Origin of the sequence: Streptomyces sp. NBC_00019, assembly GCF_045041015.1 — a bacterium.
In the GTDB taxonomy this organism is placed as follows: Bacteria; Actinomycetota; Actinomycetes; order Streptomycetales; family Streptomycetaceae; genus Streptomyces.
On the sequence record NZ_CP108302.1, the window covers coordinates 249927 to 268775 of the forward strand.

16 protein-coding genes and 3 pseudogenes are annotated in these 18849 nt (G+C 70.0%); 11 read left to right on the top strand and 8 right to left on the bottom strand.

What is annotated here, in order from left to right:
• The first annotated feature begins 452 nt into the window (after positions 1-452).
• The 4 genes from OHU89_RS01235 to OHU89_RS01250 are packed head-to-tail and all read left to right on the top strand — an operon-like array spanning position 453 to position 6679.
• Positions 453-2255: a transposase family protein gene (locus tag OHU89_RS01235; protein WP_405638988.1), complete on the top strand. Its 1803-nt coding sequence runs from the start codon at positions 453-455 to the stop codon at positions 2253-2255.
• Entirely contained in the window at positions 2252-4120 is a 1869-nt protein-coding gene (locus OHU89_RS01240; protein ID WP_405638990.1) for a hypothetical protein, read from the top strand. Before OHU89_RS01235 ends, OHU89_RS01240 begins: the two co-directional genes overlap by 4 nt.
• Positions 4117-6282 (top strand): hypothetical protein, encoded by a 2166-nt coding sequence (locus tag OHU89_RS01245; protein ID WP_405638992.1) that lies wholly within the window; start codon positions 4117-4119, stop codon positions 6280-6282. The genes OHU89_RS01240 and OHU89_RS01245 overlap by 4 nt, the downstream gene beginning before the upstream one ends.
• Complete coding sequence (locus OHU89_RS01250; protein ID WP_266658413.1) at positions 6272-6679, top strand: hypothetical protein; 408 nt, start codon at positions 6272-6274, stop codon at positions 6677-6679. Before OHU89_RS01245 ends, OHU89_RS01250 begins: the two co-directional genes overlap by 11 nt.
• 111 nt (positions 6680-6790) lie before the next feature.
• Here OHU89_RS01250 and OHU89_RS01255 read toward each other — a convergent pair whose 3' ends face one another.
• Positions 6791-7249: a hypothetical protein gene (locus OHU89_RS01255; RefSeq protein ID WP_405638995.1), complete on the bottom strand. Its 459-nt coding sequence runs from the start codon at positions 7247-7249 to the stop codon at positions 6791-6793.
• A gap of 41 nt (positions 7250-7290) precedes the next feature.
• Entirely contained in the window at positions 7291-7962 is a 672-nt protein-coding gene (locus OHU89_RS01260) for an SDR family NAD(P)-dependent oxidoreductase (protein WP_405638997.1), read from the bottom strand.
• A 149-nt stretch (positions 7963-8111) separates the two neighbouring features.
• Here OHU89_RS01260 and OHU89_RS01265 point away from each other — a divergent pair, with 149 nt between their 5' ends.
• Together OHU89_RS01265 and OHU89_RS01270 are read left to right on the top strand one after the other, a co-directional pair.
• Complete coding sequence (locus tag OHU89_RS01265) at positions 8112-8804, top strand: TetR/AcrR family transcriptional regulator (protein WP_405638999.1); 693 nt, start codon at positions 8112-8114, stop codon at positions 8802-8804.
• Between the two features lie 224 nt (positions 8805-9028).
• Positions 9029-9127, top strand: a pseudogene (locus OHU89_RS01270) (IS5/IS1182 family transposase); the annotation flags it as partial.
• 33 nt (positions 9128-9160) lie between these two features.
• On the opposite strand, the gene OHU89_RS01275 reads toward OHU89_RS01270, so the two are convergent.
• A complete protein-coding gene (locus OHU89_RS01275) occupies positions 9161-10081 on the bottom strand; it encodes a LysR family transcriptional regulator (RefSeq protein ID WP_210534357.1) in 921 nt (306 codons plus the stop codon).
• Positions 10082-10358: 277 nt separating this feature from the next.
• Between OHU89_RS01275 and OHU89_RS01280 the strand changes: the two genes are divergently transcribed.
• From OHU89_RS01280 to OHU89_RS01290, 3 genes are all read left to right on the top strand, one after another.
• A complete protein-coding gene (locus tag OHU89_RS01280) occupies positions 10359-11432 on the top strand; it encodes an acyl-CoA dehydrogenase family protein (protein WP_393454745.1) in 1074 nt (357 codons plus the stop codon).
• Positions 11433-11487: 55 nt separating this feature from the next.
• Entirely contained in the window at positions 11488-11979 is a 492-nt protein-coding gene (locus tag OHU89_RS01285; protein WP_266658421.1) for a flavin reductase family protein, read from the top strand.
• Between the two features lie 444 nt (positions 11980-12423).
• On the top strand, positions 12424-12594 hold the full coding sequence (locus OHU89_RS01290) for a hypothetical protein (RefSeq protein WP_005483531.1): 171 nt from the start codon (positions 12424-12426) through the stop codon (positions 12592-12594).
• A gap of 96 nt (positions 12595-12690) precedes the next feature.
• Here OHU89_RS01290 and OHU89_RS01295 read toward each other — a convergent pair.
• Positions 12691-12900, bottom strand: a pseudogene (locus OHU89_RS01295) (FMN reductase); the annotation flags it as partial.
• Positions 12901-13047: 147 nt separating this feature from the next.
• Between OHU89_RS01295 and OHU89_RS01300 the strand changes: the two are divergent.
• Together OHU89_RS01300 and OHU89_RS01305 are read left to right on the top strand one after the other, a co-directional pair.
• Positions 13048-14694, top strand: a complete 1647-nt coding sequence (locus tag OHU89_RS01300; RefSeq protein ID WP_405639002.1) for an IS1182 family transposase — start codon at positions 13048-13050, stop codon at positions 14692-14694.
• A gap of 95 nt (positions 14695-14789) precedes the next feature.
• Positions 14790-15008 (top strand): annotated as a pseudogene (locus OHU89_RS01305) (TetR family transcriptional regulator); the annotation flags it as partial.
• A 291-nt stretch (positions 15009-15299) separates the two neighbouring features.
• On the opposite strand, the gene OHU89_RS01310 reads toward OHU89_RS01305, so the two are convergent.
• Genes OHU89_RS01310 through OHU89_RS01325 form a run of 4 tightly spaced genes read right to left on the bottom strand, consistent with a single transcriptional unit; the run spans position 15300 to position 18699 of the window.
• A complete protein-coding gene (locus OHU89_RS01310) occupies positions 15300-16067 on the bottom strand; it encodes an SDR family NAD(P)-dependent oxidoreductase (protein ID WP_210534350.1) in 768 nt (255 codons plus the stop codon).
• Positions 16064-17254, bottom strand: a complete 1191-nt coding sequence (locus OHU89_RS01315; protein WP_405639005.1) for an NAD(P)/FAD-dependent oxidoreductase — start codon at positions 17252-17254, stop codon at positions 16064-16066. The genes OHU89_RS01310 and OHU89_RS01315 overlap by 4 nt, the downstream gene beginning before the upstream one ends.
• Positions 17251-17448 (bottom strand): ferredoxin, encoded by a 198-nt coding sequence (locus OHU89_RS01320; RefSeq protein ID WP_266658367.1) that lies wholly within the window; start codon positions 17446-17448, stop codon positions 17251-17253. Before OHU89_RS01320 ends, OHU89_RS01315 begins: the two co-directional genes overlap by 4 nt.
• A 45-nt stretch (positions 17449-17493) precedes the next feature.
• Positions 17494-18699, bottom strand: a complete 1206-nt coding sequence (locus OHU89_RS01325; protein WP_405639007.1) for a cytochrome P450 — start codon at positions 18697-18699, stop codon at positions 17494-17496.
• Positions 18700-18849: the final 150 nt, after the last annotated feature.

The following is an 18849-nucleotide window of genomic DNA, read 5'->3' on the forward strand; positions in this document are numbered from 1 at the left end:
TCAGTGCACCGGACAACGATGTGGACAACAGTGAGCGATGGAGCAAGTAGCCGGGCGGAAGTGATCAGTCCAACAGCGGCAGCGACGGACGCCGTTCCGCGGAGAGCCCCGACCACTCAGGTTCCGGCCACTTGGGAAGGTCGGCAGAGTCCCCACCGTAGGCGAGCACGGTCTGCGAGGCGAGGTCGCAGCAGGCTTGGATGAAGCCTTCAGCGCCCATGAGGCGCATCGAGTGCGGCCCGCCGCTCTTCAGGGCAGGGCTTGCGCAAGTTCCCGGGATCGCCCAACTGGCGTGAGGAGGCTGCGGGTTGGGGTGGATGACAGAGCGGACACGGGATCCGTGATCATTCAGGTGTCTAAGCCAAGTGATCAAGAGGGTTCCCGTGTCCGCTGTCTCATCTTCCCCGATTCCTGCCGTGTTGGCCAAGTTGGGTCCGCTCCATCCGGACGGCATGTCTGACCTGCGGCTCTTCCTGGAGGCGGTGCCCGATCCGCGCTCCCGTCGGGGCCGCTGGTACTCGCTGACCTCGATTCTGCTGGTCTGCGCGGCCGCCGCGGTCTCGGGAGCCCGGACCATCGACGAACTCGCCGAGTGGGGCGCCCGCGCCGACGCAGGACTGCTCGCCACGCTGGGCGTGCGCCGTCACCTGCTGCGCAGGAGGTCTCTAGCCACAAGCAACTGTTGCTGGGATTTCAGTGACTGTGGGTGGCTGTACGTTTACTCGTTGATGATCGATGAACTTGAGGTGGAAGCCGGTCCGTTGGCGCGGTGGCAGGTGCATTGGTGCGACCCGCGGCGGGAGCTGTCGTGGTACGCGGCCGATCCGCTGCTGGCGGGCCTGCCGACGCTGGCGGAGTGGGCGCACGCGCACGGCACGCAGAGCGGACAGCCGGTGCTGCTGCGGGCCGATGGTTGGTCGGTGCCGGAGGTCAACGGGTTCTTCGCCTCGGCGCGGATGCGCAACGCGAGCGCGGGCACGCGGAGGAAGTACGCCTTCGCAGTAGCCGTCTGGCTGGGGTTCCTTGACGCGGCGGGCCGGGCCTGGCACGACGCCGACGAAGAGGACGTCGCCGGGTTCAAGTTCTGGCGGATGACCGACGAAGCCAACGTCCGGCGCGTGGCCGGCGGGACGGTGCTGGACGACCTGGTCGCGATCAGCGCGTTCTACCGCTGGGCCGGGTCCCGGTTCGGAGTGAGCGATCCGGTGGCCCGGCGGCAGGTTCCCGGCCCTGATCCGGGCACGAGTACGGAGTCGTTCGAGGCTGGGCCGCATATCGTGCGCGGCAAGGACGTGAAGTGGCTGGACCCGGCCGGCTACGCCCGCTGGGTCGACGTCGGGCTGCGCGGACTGGACCTGCGCGGTCAGGAGATCGACGGGTGGCGCGGGCGAAACAGCCAGCGTGACTGCGCGTTCGTCGACGGGCTCTACGGCACCGGGCTGCGGCTGAGTGAGTGGGCCAGCGTCCTGCGTCTGGAGCTGCCCGCCGATGACGAGACCCGCACCTACTACACCTGCCGCCTGTCAGCGGCCTGCGCCAAGGGTGGACGCGGGCGCCGGTTCTGGATGCCGCGCAGTGTGCTGGCCGACGTACTGGCCTACGAGGAGGGCGAACGCGCCGCGGCGGTCCGCCGAGCCCAGCGTGCCTGCCGCTACGAGCGGCTGCCGCGGTTGCTGTTGGTCGAGCGCAGGACCCGCAACCGGCGGCTGGAGATGCGCGACACCGACGGCCGCCAGGTGGCCGCGTCGCTGGACTCGCTGGACCCCGGCGCCCGCAAGAGGCTGTTCCGCCGGACCGCTGCCGGACTGGAACCGCTGGCGATCTGGCTGAACGAGGACGGCCTGCCGCGCGAGGCGCACGGCTGGCAGCACACCTTCGACACGGGCAACGAGCGGGTCGCCCGCGCTGGACTGACCTCGTTTGAGGCAAACGCACACATGATGCGGCACTCGTTCGCGCTGCGCTGGTACTCGGTCGGCCGACTGCTCTACGAGCGGCAGGTCGCGCACCTGAACGCTGAGGAGGTACGCGACTTCCGCGCCCGGTTCGGCGACACCTGGTATCTGGTCAAGACGCTGCTGGGGCACGCCGACGTGACCACCACCATGGATACCTACCTGGAGCCCTTCCGCGACCTGGACGTCTCGCTGTTGATCGAGCACGCTCACGGTTTTGCGCTGTCGGCTCTGATGGCGTCGATGTTCGCCGGGCACCCACAGGTGCTGTCCGACCCGCTCGCCGGACAGCCGTCATGACCCGCGCTGCGGGGCGCCCGGCTGCGCTGCCGAAACCGGGATACCAGGCGCCGCGACGGTTGTTCCTCGACGACGGGCAGTGCCTGGTGCGTTTCTTCCCGGAGCGCGGCGGCCCGCCGGTCGACTACGATTTCGCCGCCTTCCCCATCGCCCGCGAGCTGGTGGTGTGGCTGGCGACCGCGTTCGCCGGGTCGACCGCCCCGGCCGGGCGGCGCCGGACGACCTCCTCGGCCACGAGCGCCTTCGGCTTGCTGCGCCGATTCGCACACCACCTGGCCTCGCTGAACCGCCCGCCAGCCCATCCGGCGCAGCTTCGAGCCGCCCACCTGGAGAGCTTTCAGATGGCCGGACTGGGCACGCCGAACCTGAACCGGGAGCTGCCGACGCTGCGCTCGGTGCTGCGGTTCGCACCCGAGGGCGCCGGGCAGGACTTCTTGGCGCGGCTGGCCAGCAAGGGCCTGGAGCGCAACTCCACGCCCGCCGCCAGCTACACCACGGCCGAGTTCGACCGCATCACCACCACCGCGCGCTCCCAGTTGCGGCGGGCCGCCGACCGAATCTTCGCCGGGCGGGAACTGCTGGCCCGCTGGCGGGCCGGACAGATCGACGCCGAAGCGGATCCGCGAACCTGGCAGCACGGCGAGCTGCTGGACTACGTGGAGCGCCACGGCGACGTCCCGCGCAGGGACACCCGCTGGGGCCGGCAGCCCGACTACTGCGTCCGCCCGTTCGGGGCGGGCCGGCTGATGGCGGACCTGCACCTGACCTTCTCCGACGTCGGCGCGGCCGGCGTGCTGCTGCTCTGCCTGACCGGGCAGAACTACAGCACGATCTCCACAGCCACGGCGACGCACCACCGCGCCGACGGGCACACCGGGACCACCGCAACTGCGGTGGTGGACCTGGTGAAGCCGCGCCGCGGCCGGGACCGCGCACACATGCCGACCGCGTTTTCCTCCAGCGCGCCCGGCGGGCCGGGCGGCAGCCCTCACCGGCAGTTCGATCTGCACACGCCGTTCGGGGTCTACGCGCTGCTGGTCGATCTGGCCGGTGCGGCGCGGGCGCACGTCGGAACGGATCTGCTCCTGGTCTTCTTCTGTTCCAAGGGCGTCGAGAAGGCTCGCGGGTTTCGTACCGGCCTGCCCAATGCGATCCTGGCCAGCTGGAGCCGTGGCGCGAACCTGCGCGCCGACGCCCTTGGCGAGGACGGTCTTCCGATTCCGCTGGTGGTCGACAGCCGACGGTTGCGGATGAGCTGGCTGGAGCGCCACCAGCAGCCGGTCGCGCACACGGAACGGACGCTGGCGAACGAGTATCTGGCTCGCAATCGCGGCAACCTCGCCGGGTACCAGAAGGTCGTCGCGGCCGTGCTGGAGGAGCAGTTGGCCGGCGCGAGGGCCGCGCAGGTCATGCGGGTGCTGACGGCCGTCGACGTCGCCGAGGCCCGGCAGAGGCCCGAGGCCGTCGCCAGGCGCCACGGCCTGGACCCGGCCACCCTGAGCAAGCTGCTGGCCGGGGAACTGGACACCGTGCTGGGAGGGTGCACCGACCACCTGGCCGGCCCGCACAGCCCGGCGGGCGAGCCCTGCCGAGCCTCGTTCCTGCTCTGCCTGTCCTGCCCGTGCGCCCGCGCGACTCCGGCGCACCTGCCGGTGCTGATCGCCGTCCACGAGGGGCTGCAGGCCCGCAAGCAGGAGATGACGCCTCTGCGCTGGGCCGAACGGTTCGCCGGGCCCGTCGCGCAATTGGCCGATCTGCTCGCCAGCTTCCCCACCGCGACGATCGCCACGACCCGCACCGAGATCACCGCCGAGCAGCGCGCCCTGGTCGAGCGGTTCCTGACCCGAGGACTCGACCTGACATGATCCTCCCGGACACGGCCCCGGCCACATCTGCGGCTCTGCTGCCCGAGCCAGGCACACTCGTACTGCTCAACCGGCCGTTGCGCCCCGGAACCGACCCCAGCACCCTGTCGGTATTCGCTGACCAGCGCTGGCGCCTTTCGCCCGCCGTCTTCGAGGGCCATACCACCGCGTTCTCGATCGACTTCAGCCCGATCGCCGCGCCGTTCCTGCATACGGTCAAGACGCTCACCTGGCTGCTGCTCAACCACACCAGCGCCGGCGTCTCCACCTTCTACTTCCGCCCGCGCACGTTGGCGATCACCACGATCACCTGCACGTTCCGGAACCTGCGGCTGTTCACCGACTGGCTTCACCAGTGCGGCCGGACCTGTTTCGGCGAGGTGTCCCTGGCTGACCTCGACGACTACGCCGCGCACGTCAAAGCGGCCGAGGCCAGCCATGCCCAGCGCGAAGACCGGCTCTCGATCGTGAACCGGGTGTGGTCCTACCGGGACCTGCTGCCCGAGGACGACCGGCTGCCGCAGACACCGCCCTGGCGCGGCGAGCGCATCCAGGACATCCTCCAGCAGCGGCGCACCATCCGCGAAGAGAACCGAACCCCCCGCATCCACCCCGAGACGATGTCCGTGCTGCTGGCCTGGGCCCTGCGGTTCGTCGAGACGTTCGCCGAGGACATCACCGCGGCCTTCGACGAGTACCTCGTGCTCAGCGAGCGCAGCGGCCGCAGCCGCATGGGCCGGGACATTCCCCCACCGCGGCGCCCGAAGGGCGCGCTGACCGACGACCTGCGCGTCCTGCTGAACGGCTACCGCGAGCGGGGACGTCCGCTTCCTGGCATCCGTGACAACGACGGCATGCTCCGGGTCAACCTCTCGCATCTGGGAAAGGTGCTCGACACGGCCCGCGGCGCGCTGAACGCCCCCAGCAACCGAGCCGTCTTCGCCGAGATGGGACTGCCCGTCATCGAGGGCGCACCGCTGGACGCGCCGGTCACCGGGCGGTTGGACGGCCGGCCCTGGCACGACGCGGCCATCGACTACACCGAGGCCGGTCCGCTGGCCCGGCACCTGAGCACGGCCTGCTTCATCGTGATCAGCTACCTGTCAGGGATGCGGGCAGGCGAAGTCCTCAGCCTTGAACGCGGCTGCGTCGAACGAGACCACGCCCACGGCCTGGTCCTCCTGCGCGGCAGACACTGGAAAGGCGTCCGCGACGCTGCCGGCGACAAGATGCCCGAGGGCGAGATCCGGGCCGATCCGTGGGTCGTCACCGAGGCCGTCGCTACCGCCGTCGCCGTCCTGGAACGGCTGCACACGAGCACCTGGCTGTTCCCGGCGACGATGTTCACCGACGGCCGCGACAGCGCGACCATCCTCCGCAGCCGCGTCGGCGGCTCCCGGTCGGAGACCCGGATCAACCACGACATCGCCGAGTTCCTGGCCTGGGTCGAGACCTACTGCACCGAGCACGGCCGCAGCGACCACATCCCGCCCGACCCGGTCCACCCGGTCATCTACACCGGGCGCCTGCGCCGCACCCTGGCCTGGTTCATCGTCCGCCGACCGCGAGGTCTGGTCGCCGCCGCCATCCAATACGGACATCTCCGCGTCCAGATGACCCTCGGCTACGCCGGAAGCTACGCCTCGGGCTTCCCCGACGACCTCGCGTTCGAGGACTGGCTGGCCCGACTGGACACCCTCGCCGACGCACACGAGCGCCTACGTGAAGGCGAGCAGGTCAGCGGCCCAGCAGCCGAGACCTACCGGCACCGCGTCCAGGCCGCCACGCGCTTCGCCGGCCGAGTCCTGCGTACCAAACGGCACGCCAACGCCATGCTCACCAACCCCGACCTGCAGATCTTCCCCGGCAAGGGCATGACCTGCGTCCTGGACCCCAAGAGGGCAGCCTGCCGCCTGCGCAGCGAGGAGGACGGCACCCGCCGCACCCCCGACCTCGACGACTGCCGCCCGAACTGCGTCAACATCGCCCGGACCGATCGCGACATCGAACACGTCCACGTCCAGATCGAACGGCTACGGCCGCTCGTCGACGACCCGCTGGCTCCCGCCTTCCGCCACGCCCGCGAACAGCACGAACTCGACCGCCTGGAACGCATCGTCACCGCCCACGACCACACCGGAGAACCCCACGATGGCCACTGACCGCGACGCCGAACGCGACGCCATCACCGCAGCGATCCAGCGGCTGCTCGACGGCCGTCCAACCCGGTCCACGGGGGCGCTCACCACGCTGCAACTCGCCGCCGAGGCAGGCGTCAAGCGCTGGGTCCTCACGCACAAGCACGTCGACCTGAAAGAAGAATTCACCCGCCGAAAGTCCGAGGCAAACGGCATCCCGCCCGCGTTCCAGCATCTGCACGCCCGCGTAGTAGACGCCGAAGCCGCCGCCCGCACACTGCGGGAAGACAACGGCCGGCTCCGCGAGCGCGTCGCCGTCTATGCCCAGGTCATCCACGAACTCCGCACCGAGCTGGACCGGCGCACCGACAACAGCACCCAGCCCAGCCCCGTCCGGAGCCTCCCCACCAGCATCACCTGACGCGCGAGGCGGTCGCGGCGCTGACCCTTTCCCAAGCCTGGTACGTGTCACAAGAACTGCGATGCGTGTCTGGGATGGGGAACTCCGTCGACCGCATCAGCCGGTCGAGTGCTACTGGCCCGGCCGCTCGGGCTCCATCCGGAAGCAGACCAAGCGGGTCTTGGCGGCGGCCGTGCGCAGCTCGTCGTCGGTGGGCTGCCGGTCGCCTGGGAGGCCGAGCATCAGGCCCTTGGCGGCCTTGGGCCCTTTGCGCCGGCCGAACTCAGCCAGCAGGGCGGCGACTTCCTCAGGGTCCTCGACGACCGTCGGGACGGCGCCGTGGTCCTGGCCCCGGATGCGCAGCCGGACGGCGGACCCTTGGCGCATGCTGGGGATCCAGCCGAGCCGGGAGGACATGGCGAGCACCGTGCCGGGATCCCAGTCGAAGTAGCCGATGGGGACCGTGAATTCGCGGCCCGTCCTGTGCCCGTTGTACGTGAGGAGCATCAGGCGTCCGCTCAGCGGCTTGTGGAAGCGGGAGGCGAGCAGCGGCCGTACGACCTTGTTGGCGGCTCTAAAGATCTTCACCATGGGTGGCCTGGTCGCGTTCGCCGCGGGTGTGCCGGAGGTGCTCACCGGATGCCGCCGGGGGCGGTGTGGACGATCTCGGCCTGGTCGCGCTTGGTGTAGGCGTCCCAGTAGTGCTCGGCGATGGTCTCGGGCTCGGTGCCGGGACCGCTGCCGATGAACACCCCGATGGCCACGTGCGCGGCGTGCACTCCGCGCTCGGCGAGGTCGATGCCCAGGGCCATGGCGTAGTTGCGCAGGGCCGCCGCCGCGACGCCGATGCTGCCGAACGCGCCGCCGCTCGGCCGGATGGAGGAGGCGCCCGTGGAGAACAGCAGGGTGCCACTGCCGCGTTCGACCATGGCGGGCAGCACCTGACGGACCGCGGCGACCGCTCCGTACAGGTAGTAGTCGAGCTGCTTGTGGAGGTCCTGCGCCGTGGCGTCGACGGCGGCGGCGCCGGCGAACGTGGGGTCGGCGGGTGAGTACTCCAGTACGTCGACGGCCCCGAACCGGTCGGCGACCGCGGCGAGCGCCGACTGCAGCGAGTCGGGACGCGTCACGTCCGCGGCGAAGCCCGCGGCCTCGATGCCCTCCTGGGCGAGCCGCGCGGCGAGCGCGTCGAGCTTGTCCTGGGTCCGGGAGACCAGGGCGACCTGGAAACCCTCCCTTCCGAAGCGGCGGGCGATGGACAGGCCCAGGCCGGGGCCTGCTCCGATGACGGCGATGACGGGCATGGGTGGTGCTCCTGTGGTCGGACGGGCTGGACGGATGAGGGGCACCTCCCGCCCCGACAGCGGTCGGGACTGAAAGTCGAGGGCAGCCTCATGTTCTTGGATCGTAGCAGAGAAAATGAGGCATCCCTCCGGTTGGTAGGCTGAGGGGCATGGCCATCGACCCTCCGTCCGCCTCCGCCGGGAACCCGGCCCCTGTCCGCCCCCTGCGGCGCGACGCGCAGCGCAATCGCGAGGCCCTGCTCACCGCGGCCCGCTCCTGCTTCGCCGAGCAGGGCCTGGAGGCCCCCCTGGAGCAGGTGGCCAGGCGGGCCGGGCTGGCCATCGGCACGCTGTACCGGCACTTCCCCACCCGGCTGGACCTGGTGCAGGCGACCTTCGCCGGGAAGCTGGCCCTCTGGCGGGAGGCCGCCGAGAAGGCCGTCACCATGGATGACGCCTGGGCGGGGCTGTGCCATTTTCTGGAGACCATGTGCGAACTCCAGTCACAGGACCGGGGGTTCAACGATCTGGCCTCCATGCGGTTGCCGGAGAGCGCCTGCCTTGCGGGCGCCCAGACCCGCATCCGTGAACTCGGTGTACACATCGTCGAGCGTGCGCAGGAGCAGGGCAGCCTGCGCCCCGACCTCACCCCCGAGGACCTTGCCTTCGTCATCTGGTCGCACAGCCGCGTCACCGAGGCCACCCACGCCATCGCCCCGGACGCCTGGCGCCGCCACCTTTACCTTCTGCTCGACGGCTTCCGAACCGACCGCGCCCACCCGCTGCCGGCGCCGCCGCTCACCGAGGAGCAGCTGTACCGCGCCATGATCGGCCTCGGCGGAAACGGGGCCTGCGGCGCCTGACCGTCGGGACGCGTCGTTGTCTCAAGGCGCCGCGGGGAGCCCCTTCCCGGCGACCAGGCCGAGCCGGTACGTGTTCCGTCCCCGCGCCGCGGAGTTCGCGGAGGCGTTTGGTGACCTCCGCGCGCACCAGCGACACGGCGCGCTCGAAGGCCGCCTCGTCGGCGAAGCATGCGCACATCCAGACCACGTCCGGGTCCTCGCTGCTGACATGCATCAGGTAGAGCAGCCACGAAGCCACGCTCTACAAAGACCGCAACACAGTCGAGCGCGCCATCAACAAGCTCAAGGAAGGGCGGAGGCTGGCCACCCGCCACGACAAGACACTTCCTCAGCGGCGCACGGAAGCCCGGTCGGCGTCACGCCGAGGAGGCGGCAAGGGCCCGCGCGCTGCTGAAGGCAGCGGGCGTTGACCAGTCCTGTTGGCGAAGGAGGTCCAGCAGGGCGGTTTCGGCTGGCCCCGGGTCGTGACGCACGCCGACCAGGACCCGTTCGGAGAGGGCGGGGGCCAGCGGCCTGGCCAGCTGGGTATAGGGGGGCGGGACGGTGGAGGCGGGGACCATGGTCACACCCAGGCCATGCGCGACCAGTTGTACCGCCGTGGCGATCTGAGAGGCGCGTGCCACGGTCGAGGGAGTGATCCCGACGCGCCTGAGAACCTGGCCGATCTGTTCGTCCAGGAGGCCGCCACGGGTGAACCGCACCCAGCCCTCGCCGGCCAGGTCCTCCAGTCGTACGGAGTCTGCCCGGTGCAGGGGGTGTTGGGGAGGAAGGATCACGGCATACGGCTCCTCGCCCAGTTCGTGGACGTCGTAGCCGCACTCGGGTGCGAGGTGGTGGTACAGCACCAGATCGACCGTACCCAAGTGGTCGAGGTGTTCCATCTCCACCGGCGTGGGTTCTTCCACGAGAGTCACATGAAGGCGCGGATGGATGCACCGCAACTCTCCCAGGGCGGCGGCAAGCTGGTTGGTCGCCAGGCCGGTTGAGGCGACCACGAGGATTTCGCCCGTCAGATCGCCTCCGCTGGCACGTGCCGCGGCGCGGGCTCGGCGGGCGGCGCTCACGGCGATCTCGGCCTCTTTGAGGAAGGCCCGCCCGGCGACGGTCACCGCGACTCCGCGCGGGATCCGGGTGAAGATGCGGACGCCGAGATCCTTCTCCAGCGCCGCGACCTGATGGGAGACCGTGGGCTGGGCGACGCCGAGCCGGGCGGCGGCCGCAGTGACAGAGCCCTCTTCGGCCATGGCCAAGGCGTATTCGTACTGGCGCAGGTTCATCGGTTTCTCCTCACGTGACCCATAGAAGCATTCTATAGCAGGTAAGCAAATGAACTATTTGCTTCTATGGATAGTCACTCATACCGTGATGCTCATGGCGCGGTCAACACGAGGAATTTCCCGGTGCCGCCGTTCTGAGGAGAAAGCCATGGGACAGAAATCGAAAATCACGGACAGTGAAATTCAGGAGCTTGTTGACAAAGCTGCGGAACTCGTTCCCCGGCTGGCTGAAATCGGCAACCGCTCGGACAGCCTGAGTGAGGACCCGACGGAGGCGATGAAGCTGCTCAATGAAGCCGGCTTCTGGCGTCTGCAGGTCCCGGCCGCATACGGCGGGTACAGCGACGGCAGCGTCGCGTTCGGCCTGGAGGCCCTGTACAAGATCTATCTGTCTATCGGTCGAGGAGACGCCGCCGTCCTGCTCAACACCGTCGTCGGCTCCGTCGTCCTGGCCGAGCTCTTCAGCAGCGATCTTCCCGAAGCGACCAAGCGTCAGGTGGCAGAGGACATCGCCACCGGCCGGAGGTTCCGCTTCGTCGCGTCCGCCTCCGAGACCGGTGTCGCCACCGGCCCGACCACCGCGCGCAAGGTCGACGGCGGCGTGCTGGTCAAGGGCACCAAGTCCTTCAACAGCAACAGCGGCAGCGCGGCCGAGGGCTACGCAAGCGTCTCCGCCCAACTGGAGGGCTCGACGTCCCTGGTCACCGCCCTGATCCCGCTCGACGCCCTGGCCGTTCGCCTCCACGGCGACTGGGACGTCATGGGCATGCGCGGCACCCAGAGCCAGCGCATCACCTACGACGACGTCTTCGTCCCCGACGGCTGGTACACCGTCCAGGCCACGCGCGACCCCCTGCTGTTCCCCGTGGCACAGGCCGGCCAGGCGATCATCGTTCTCGGCCCTGCCTACGGGGCACTGGACGCGGCGATCGACTACGTCAGGGCCTCCACCACTCCCACCGTGAAGATCTACGACTCGATCCAGACCGACCCGTTCGTCCGCCGGCGCATAGGCGAGTTCCGCATCAAGCTGGACGCGGCCCGAGCCCTGCTGATGGAACTCGTCCGTGCCGTGGAGAACGCCGACGACAAAACCGAGATCGCCCAGCTCATGATCGACGCGCTCTCCGCCAAGACCGCCGCGACCAGCATCGCCGTCGAGGTCGCGTCCGGGATCGTCGACCTCACCGGGACCCGCAGCGCCGCCGCCAAGTACAACATCGACCGTTTCTGGCGCAACATCCGCACCTTCTCCCAGCACGACCCCAAGGTCGATGCGGCACAGTACTTCGTCGGCGGCTACCACCTGGCCGGAGAAGTCCCCGGCATGGAGGTCTACGTCCGTGTCTGACAGGCTCGCCGGCAATGACCGCCTCGCCCAGCGCGGTACAAGAAGAGAAACTCCCATGACCGCACCCGACGACCTCGAACTCGCCGGACGCTTCCGGGAGGCCATGGCCTCATTTCCCAGCGGCGTCACCATCGTGACCACGGTGGATGAGGACGGACGCCCCTGGGGGTTCACCGCGAGCGCCTTCTCCTCGGTCTCGGCCGAACCGCCGCTCGTCCTGGTGTGCCTGTCCCGGACCGCCGAGTGCCACCCGGTGTTCGAGCGCTCCACGCACTGGACCATCAACATCCTCAACGACGGCCACCAACCGCTCGCCCGCCGGTTCGCGACCCGCGGCGCGGACAAGTTCGCCGGCGACGAGTTCCACCTCGACCCCGAGGGCGTGCCCTACCTACCCGACGCGTCGGCGCGCCTGCACGTCTCCGCATACGACCGTCACGTCTCCGGCGACCACACCATCCTGGTGGGACGCGTGCACGACGTCCGACTCGGACAGGACCCGGCGACCGTCTACTTCCAACGCGGCTTCCACGCACTGGCCGGCTGAGTCCGTCCTTCCGGCGAGCCAACCATCCAGGGGCCGCACACTGACACCAGGTGTGCGGCCTCGGCCCGAGAACGGCCGACCGCGGGTGCCGGCTCCTGCAGCGGCCTGCTTTGTCGGCGAGTCACTGTGCAGCCGGTGGCCTGTGCACCACCGCTCCTGGCGTACTCGGCGTCCGCATGCGGGCGATGCACCGGGCAGGACGGGCGGTAGCCCCAGCAGGCGCCGCAGTCGAAGTTCTCCAGCTCGACCTGGGACCGGCCATCCGCGCGGAGCGGCGTGAAGGTGTAGCAGTCGCGGACTTCGGTGATCCGGCCGGCGCGGGAATCGAAGGCGTACTACTCGCGTCGCGCAGGAATCCGCCGAGCCTGGTCTTGTGGCGAGTTCCTTCCTGTCCATGGACGACCGCGGCCGAGCACGTGCCGGAGATGTTCGACTCCGATCTGCATGGGCGACGCTCCGGTCGAGAACGTCGTCGAGGCGTTCGTCCGGGACATCGAGGGCTACGCCAAGTTCGGCATCGAGACGGTGATGCTGGGTCCGCGCACGGGTGAGCAGGCGGCCTGGATCGAGCAGTTCGTGGCCACGGCGGTGCGGCGCGCGGCCGAGCTGGGCTGAGACCGGGGAACCGGAAAGAGCGAGCGAGCTGAGGCCGGGAACCGGAAGAAGGGCCGGAGCCTATGCGGCTTCGGCCCTCGATCATGCGTACATCGATCAGGCGGCGGTGGACGCGGCCTCGCCGTGGATCAGACCGATGACCTCGACCAGCTGCGTGGCGACCTCGGCATCGTCGGAGGGGTGCGTCTCGGCGAAACGGACCACGGAACCGGCGATGGACGGCTTGGCGTCCTCCAGCACCCTGGCGCCGGCGATGCCCGCCGCCTTGTGGGCCGCGCCCTGCGCCCAGAGGCCGCCGAACTGGCCGCGCTCAACGAGTGGGCGACTCTGTCGGGGATCTTGGAATTCTCAGGCGGAAGGGCATGGTGATCGGGCAGGCTCGGCTTGGTTTCGCAGGTCGTGCGTCTTCTCCGAGGTGAGCCGGTGTCCCTTCGCCCCCGTTGTGGTGAACAAGTGCCCTCCGCGACCGCGCGGGTGGCGCGGGCGAGTAATCCCCGTGGCACGACGGCGATGTGGGTGCGGGACCGGCTGGACGGGCTGTGGCACGACGAGGACTTCGACGCCTGGTATCCGCGGGACGGACGGCCCGGGCTGTCGCCGGCCCAACTCGCCACGGTGAGCGTGCTGCAGTTCCTGCTGAACCTCTCCGACCGGCAGGCGGCGGAGGCGGTGCGCTGCCGGATCGACTTCAAGTACGCCCTCGCGCTGGATCTCGAAGATCCCGGCTTTCATCACAGCGTGCTTTCCGACTTCCGCGACCGGCTGGCCCAGGACGACCGCGCCGACGCTCTCCTCGATCTGGCACTTGCCCGGTTGCAGGAAGCCGGGTTGGTCAAGGCGCGGGGCCGGCAGCGTACCGACTCCACCTATTTACGGGCCGCGGTTCGTGAACTGACGCGGCTGGAGCTGGTGCTGGAAGCAGTTCGAGCTGCTCTGGAGGAGTGCGCCCGCACCTCGCCCGAGATCCTCGACGGTCTTGTGACCGAGGACTGGGCGCTGCGCTACGGGCGGCAGGTCCGTCTGGTCAGCCAGCCCAGCCATCCGGCCGCCCGGCTCAAACAGGCCGGCGCCGACGCCGCCGACCTCCTCGACCGGATCCACAGCCAGCGTCCGGGAGCGGCGCCGGGGCCTGCGGCGGAGGCGCTGCGGCAGATCATGGTGCAGCACTTCCTCATCGACGCCCGCGGCCGACTGCGCCCACGGACGGAGAAGGACGGTCTGCCACCCACCGGGCGGCGCCTGGAGTCTCCTTACGACCTCGAGGCCCGCTACGTCCGCCGCGGTCACCGCACCTGGACCGGCTATCTCGCTCACGCCACCGAGACCTGCGACGAGGGCAGCGTCAACGTCATCACGGACGTGGCCACCACCGCCCCCACCGGCGACAGCGTCGCCCTTCCCGGCATCCACACCCGGCTCAAGCGACGCCGACTACTCCCCGCCCAGCACCTGGTCGACGGCGGCTACACCTCCGTCACGCTGATGGACACCGCCGCCCGCACCCACCACATCGAGGTCATCGGACCGGTCTCGCCCGATAACTCCTGGCAGCGCAAGGCCGGTACCGGCTTCTCCCGCGAGGACTTCACCGTCGACTTCGACCGTCGCCAGGTCACCTGCCCAGGCGGAAAGGTCAGCGGAAACTGGACCGAGCCGCCCGCCCAGGCGCCCTACACGGTCGTGCCGTTCGACACCCGGCACTGCAGCCCGTGCCCCCACCGCGCCTCATGCACCCGCTCCAACGACCCACGCAAGGGACGCACCGTCTACTTCCTCCCCCGTCGTCTCCACGACCTCCAGGCCCAGAACCGCGCCGACCAACAAGACCCGCAGTGGCAGCGGCTCTACGCCTCCCGTTCTGGGGTCGAAGGCACCATGAACGAGCTGGTCAACGGACACCGGATGCGCCGCTGCCGCTACCACGGCGTGGCCAAGGCCCACGTCCAGCACGTCCTGACCGCGATCGCCGTCAACATCGAACGCCTCAGCACCCAGGAGCCAGAAGACTCCAACTACCGGCCCCGACCACCGACGGCGTTCCAGCAGTACCTCGACGACCACGAACTGCCCCGCCCCCGCTGGTGGCGCCAAGGACAGTGATCAAGGAAAACCAAGATCCCCGACAGAGTCGCTCATGCCTCGACACACCGTCAGGCCCTACCCACCCAACAACGTGACAGCGCCGGCAGTCGCAGTGGCAGGCCGAGATGGCCGACATCCTCGCCCGACGCGCCGGAGTGGAGCCCGACGCCGACCTGAGCCCCGCACTTGCCGCCGGTGTCGCCCTCAGCGCGTTCCAGACCGCCCTGCGCCGCTGGGTGGACAGCGACGGCACCAAGGCCATGGACGAGCTGGTCGACCAGGCTTTCGCGATGATCACCCCGGCCCTCGACCTCAGCACAGACCCGAACTGAACCCGCCCTCGGCCCGGCCGGTGTCGGCCCCTGTGCCGAGGCCGAGCGCCTCCAGCCGCTGCACTGCGCAACTCCTGCATGCCGGCGCTCCGTCGGGAGGGCATCGGCAACCGTCGGCTCGTGAGGGCCGCACCCGGTCGGGCCGTGCCCGCAGCGGGACGCGCACTCCGTCCTGTGCCGCGTCCGCGCCCGCACGAGGATCCGCTTGCCCCTTGGGAAGCGGTCTCACAGGGTATGGGCATGCGGTGTCCGGTCCCGATGTGTGGGCCGGGCACCGCATGGGTGGCTGGGTCAGACGGCCGACCAGCCGTTGTCGACGGGGAGCACGGCGCCGCTGATGTTGCTCGCCGCGTCCGAGGCGAGGAACACGATGGCCGCGGCGACTTCCTCCGCCGCCGCTACGCGGCCCACGTTCGTTTGGTAGCGGCCTACGATCGAGGCGCCGTCGCCGTCGAAGGTGACGGTGTCGGTGATGTGGGTCCGGGTGCCGCCGGGGGCGATGGCGTTGACGCGGATGCCGCGGTCCCGGTACATGATCGCGGTCGACTTCGTCAGGCCGATGATGCCGTGCTTGGAGACGGTGTACGCGGTGCCGGCGGCGCTGCCGCGCAGAGCCGCCTCCGAGGCCGTGTTGACGATGGCGCCGTTGCCGCGGGCCAGCATGTGGGGCAGGGCGGCGCGGGTGAGCAGGAACGGGGCGGTCAGGTTGATGCGGATGATCCGCTCCCATTCCGTGTCGCTCACGTCGGCGGTGGCGGTCATGGTGTCCATGATTCCGGCGTTGTTGACGAGCACGCCGAGGTTGCCGAAGGACTCGACGGCGGTGGTGATCACTTCGTCGACCGTGCCCTGGTCGCTGAGGTCGCCGACGACCGTGCGGGCGGTGCCGCCGTTCGTCTCGATCTCCTTGGCGACGGCCTCGGCGCCGACGGGATTGATGTCCGCGACAAGGACTCTGGCCCCCAGGTTCGCGAACCGCAGCGCGGTGGCGCGTCCGATGCCGGATCCGGCGCCGGTGACGACGACGCCCCGCCCTTCGAAGTCGGTGGTGTCAGTCATGCTGCCGCTCCTTCCAGGAGGGATGTCGCCTGGCTCCAGGGGGTGCTGGCGGCGATGGCCTGCTGCCAGGGGCGGGTGGTCTTGGGCGGCATGCCGACTGCCAGGACGCCGGTGAGACGGTCGCCGGTGCGGTAGACGGCGGTGAACTTGCGTTCTTCCAGGCTGCCTTCGGCGATCAGCATCTCGTCGTGGCTGCGCAGGTGACCGTAGGCGCGGATCTTCAGGTCGTACTGGTCGGACCAGAAGTAGGGGACGGGCGCGAAGGGCCGCTGGGCGCCCAGGAGGTTGCGGGCGGCGGCCATGCCCTGCTCGGCGGCGTTCGTACGGTGCTCGATGCGCATCGACGTGCCGAAGAGCGGGTTGTGCCAGCGGGCCACGTCGCCCGCGCCGTACACGCCGGGTGCGGCGGCGCAGAACTCGTCGCAGACCAGCCCGTCTTCGAGGGGGAGGCCGCTGCCGGTCAGCCATTCGGTGTTGGGCCGGGAGCCGACGGCCACCAGCACCGTGTCGGCCTCGACCACGCTGCCGTCGTCGAGGCGGACGCCGCCGGGGACGACCTCGCTGACCCCGGTCCCGGTGCGCAGGTCCACGCCGTGGTCGAGGTGGGCCTGGGAGAGCATGCGGCCGATGTCCTCGCCGACCGCGTGGGCCAGCGGGACGGGCGCGGGTTCCAGGAGGGTCACGTGGGTGCCCAGGCCGGCCGCCACCGACGCGGCCTCGGCGCCGAGGAATCCGGCGCCGACCACGGCCAGTGTGCGGCCGGGGCCGAGGCGGTCCTTCAGGGCGAGGGCGTCGTCCAGGGTGCGCAGGACGTGGGCCGGTGCGCCGGGCAGGCGCCGGGGGCGCACTCCGGTGGCCACGATCAGTCCGTCGTACGGCACCTCCGTACCGTCGGCGAGCAGCACGGTGCCCTCGGCGACACTCGCGCCGATGGCCTCGCGGCCGTAACGGGTGTCCAGGTCAAGGGCGTCGAGGTCGGCCGGAGTCCGCAGTGGCAGTCGGTCGGGGGGCCAGGCGCCGGAGAGGATCTCCTTCGACAGGGGCGGGCGGTCGTAGGGAGCGGCGGGTTCGTCGCCGATGAGGGTGAGGGGGCCGGTGTGGCCCTCCCGGCGGAGGGTTTCGGCGGCGGCGAGTCCGGCCGCGGAGGCGCCGACGATGACCACGCGGCCGGCCGGGGTCGCGCTCACGACTCCTCCAGGCGGATGGCGGCCGCGGGGCAGACGGTGGCGGATTCGCGGACGGCGTCGTGGAGTTCGGCCGGCGGGTTGTCGTCGAGGAGGACGACCATGCCGTCCTCGTCGCGCTGGTCGAAGACGTCGGGGGCGAGCAGTACGCACTGGCCCGACGCGACGCACTTGGGGACGTCGACTTCTACATGCATGACGTTTCTTCCCTGCTCTCGGTGGGGGGGATCGGGTGGTTGCGGTCACCAGGTGACGGGCAGTTCGCGGACGCCGTAGACGGCGGTGGCCTGCTTGAAGGCGATCTCCTCCATCGGTACGGCGATCTTCAGGTCGGGAAGTCGGCGGAAGACTTCGGGCAGGACGATCTGGAGTTCGGCGCGGGCCAGCGGCTGGCCCAGGCACTGGTGGATGCCGTAGCCGAAGGCCAGGTGCTGGCGGACGTTGGCACGCTCCAGGTCCAGGTCGTCGGGGTTCGTGAAGAACTCCGGGTCGCGGTTGGCGACGTTGACGGGAATGATCACGCCCTCGCCCGCGTGGATGGTCACGCCGCCGATGGTGACGTCGTCGATGGCGGTGCGGCGCAGTCCGCCGTGCACGATGGACAGGTAGCGCAGGAGTTCCTCCACCGCGCTCGCGACCTGGTCCGGTCCGCCGAGGATGTGCGGGATCTGGTCGGGGTGGTTGAGGAGGGTGATGGTGCTCAGCGCGATCATGTTCGCCGTCGTCTCATGCCCGGCGAACAGCAGGAAGGCGCTCAGGTCGGCGGCGTCCTGGTCGGTGATGACGCCCTCGTCCACCTGTGCGGCGAGCCGGGTGACCACGTCGTCGCCGGGGGTGGCGCGCTTGGTCTGCACGAGGCGCAGCAGATACTCGCCGAGGTTGGCGAACGCCCGGGCGGCCTCCTCTCCCGTGGCGTTCAGGTCTACGAGGGTCTTCGACTGCTCCTGGAAGAACGGGTGTTCCTCGTAGGGGACGCCGAGCAGTTCGCAGATGACCAGGGAGGGCAGCGGCAGCGCGAAGTGCTCCACGAAGTCGGCGGGGCCGCTCAGCTCACTCAGGTCGGTGAGGAGTTCGTCGGTCAGGCGGGCGATGGCCGGGCGCAGCGCGTCGACGCGCTTGACCATGAACTCGCGGGTCAGGGTGCGCCGCATCGCCGCGTGGATGGGGTCGTCGTAGTTCTGGAAGAAGCCGCGCGGGGCCGGCTGCTCATCTTCCTTGAAGTTGGGTGCGCCAGGGTGCGTCGGGTCGGTGCTGAACGCCGGGCTGCCCAGTACCGCCCGGGCGTCCTCCCAGCGGGTCACCAGCCACGGAGTGAGGCGCCCCTCCCACAGGGAGACACGCGTGACGGGCTGTTCCTCACGCAGCCGCTCATACAGCGGAGGGGGGTCCAGGGGAGCGTCCTGCGGGCGGGTGAGCGTGAACGCGGGGACGGTCGGCAATGAGGTCATGGCTGTGCCTTTCCAACATTGGCTAACGCTGTTAGTCGAAGCATTGTTAGACTAACAGTGTTAATCGAGGAATCGTCAAGCCCCCACGTCGGACCTGACGAAGCGCCGACCGTTGAAGGCGGGGCGCACGAGGGTCGGTAGGCTGCTGCG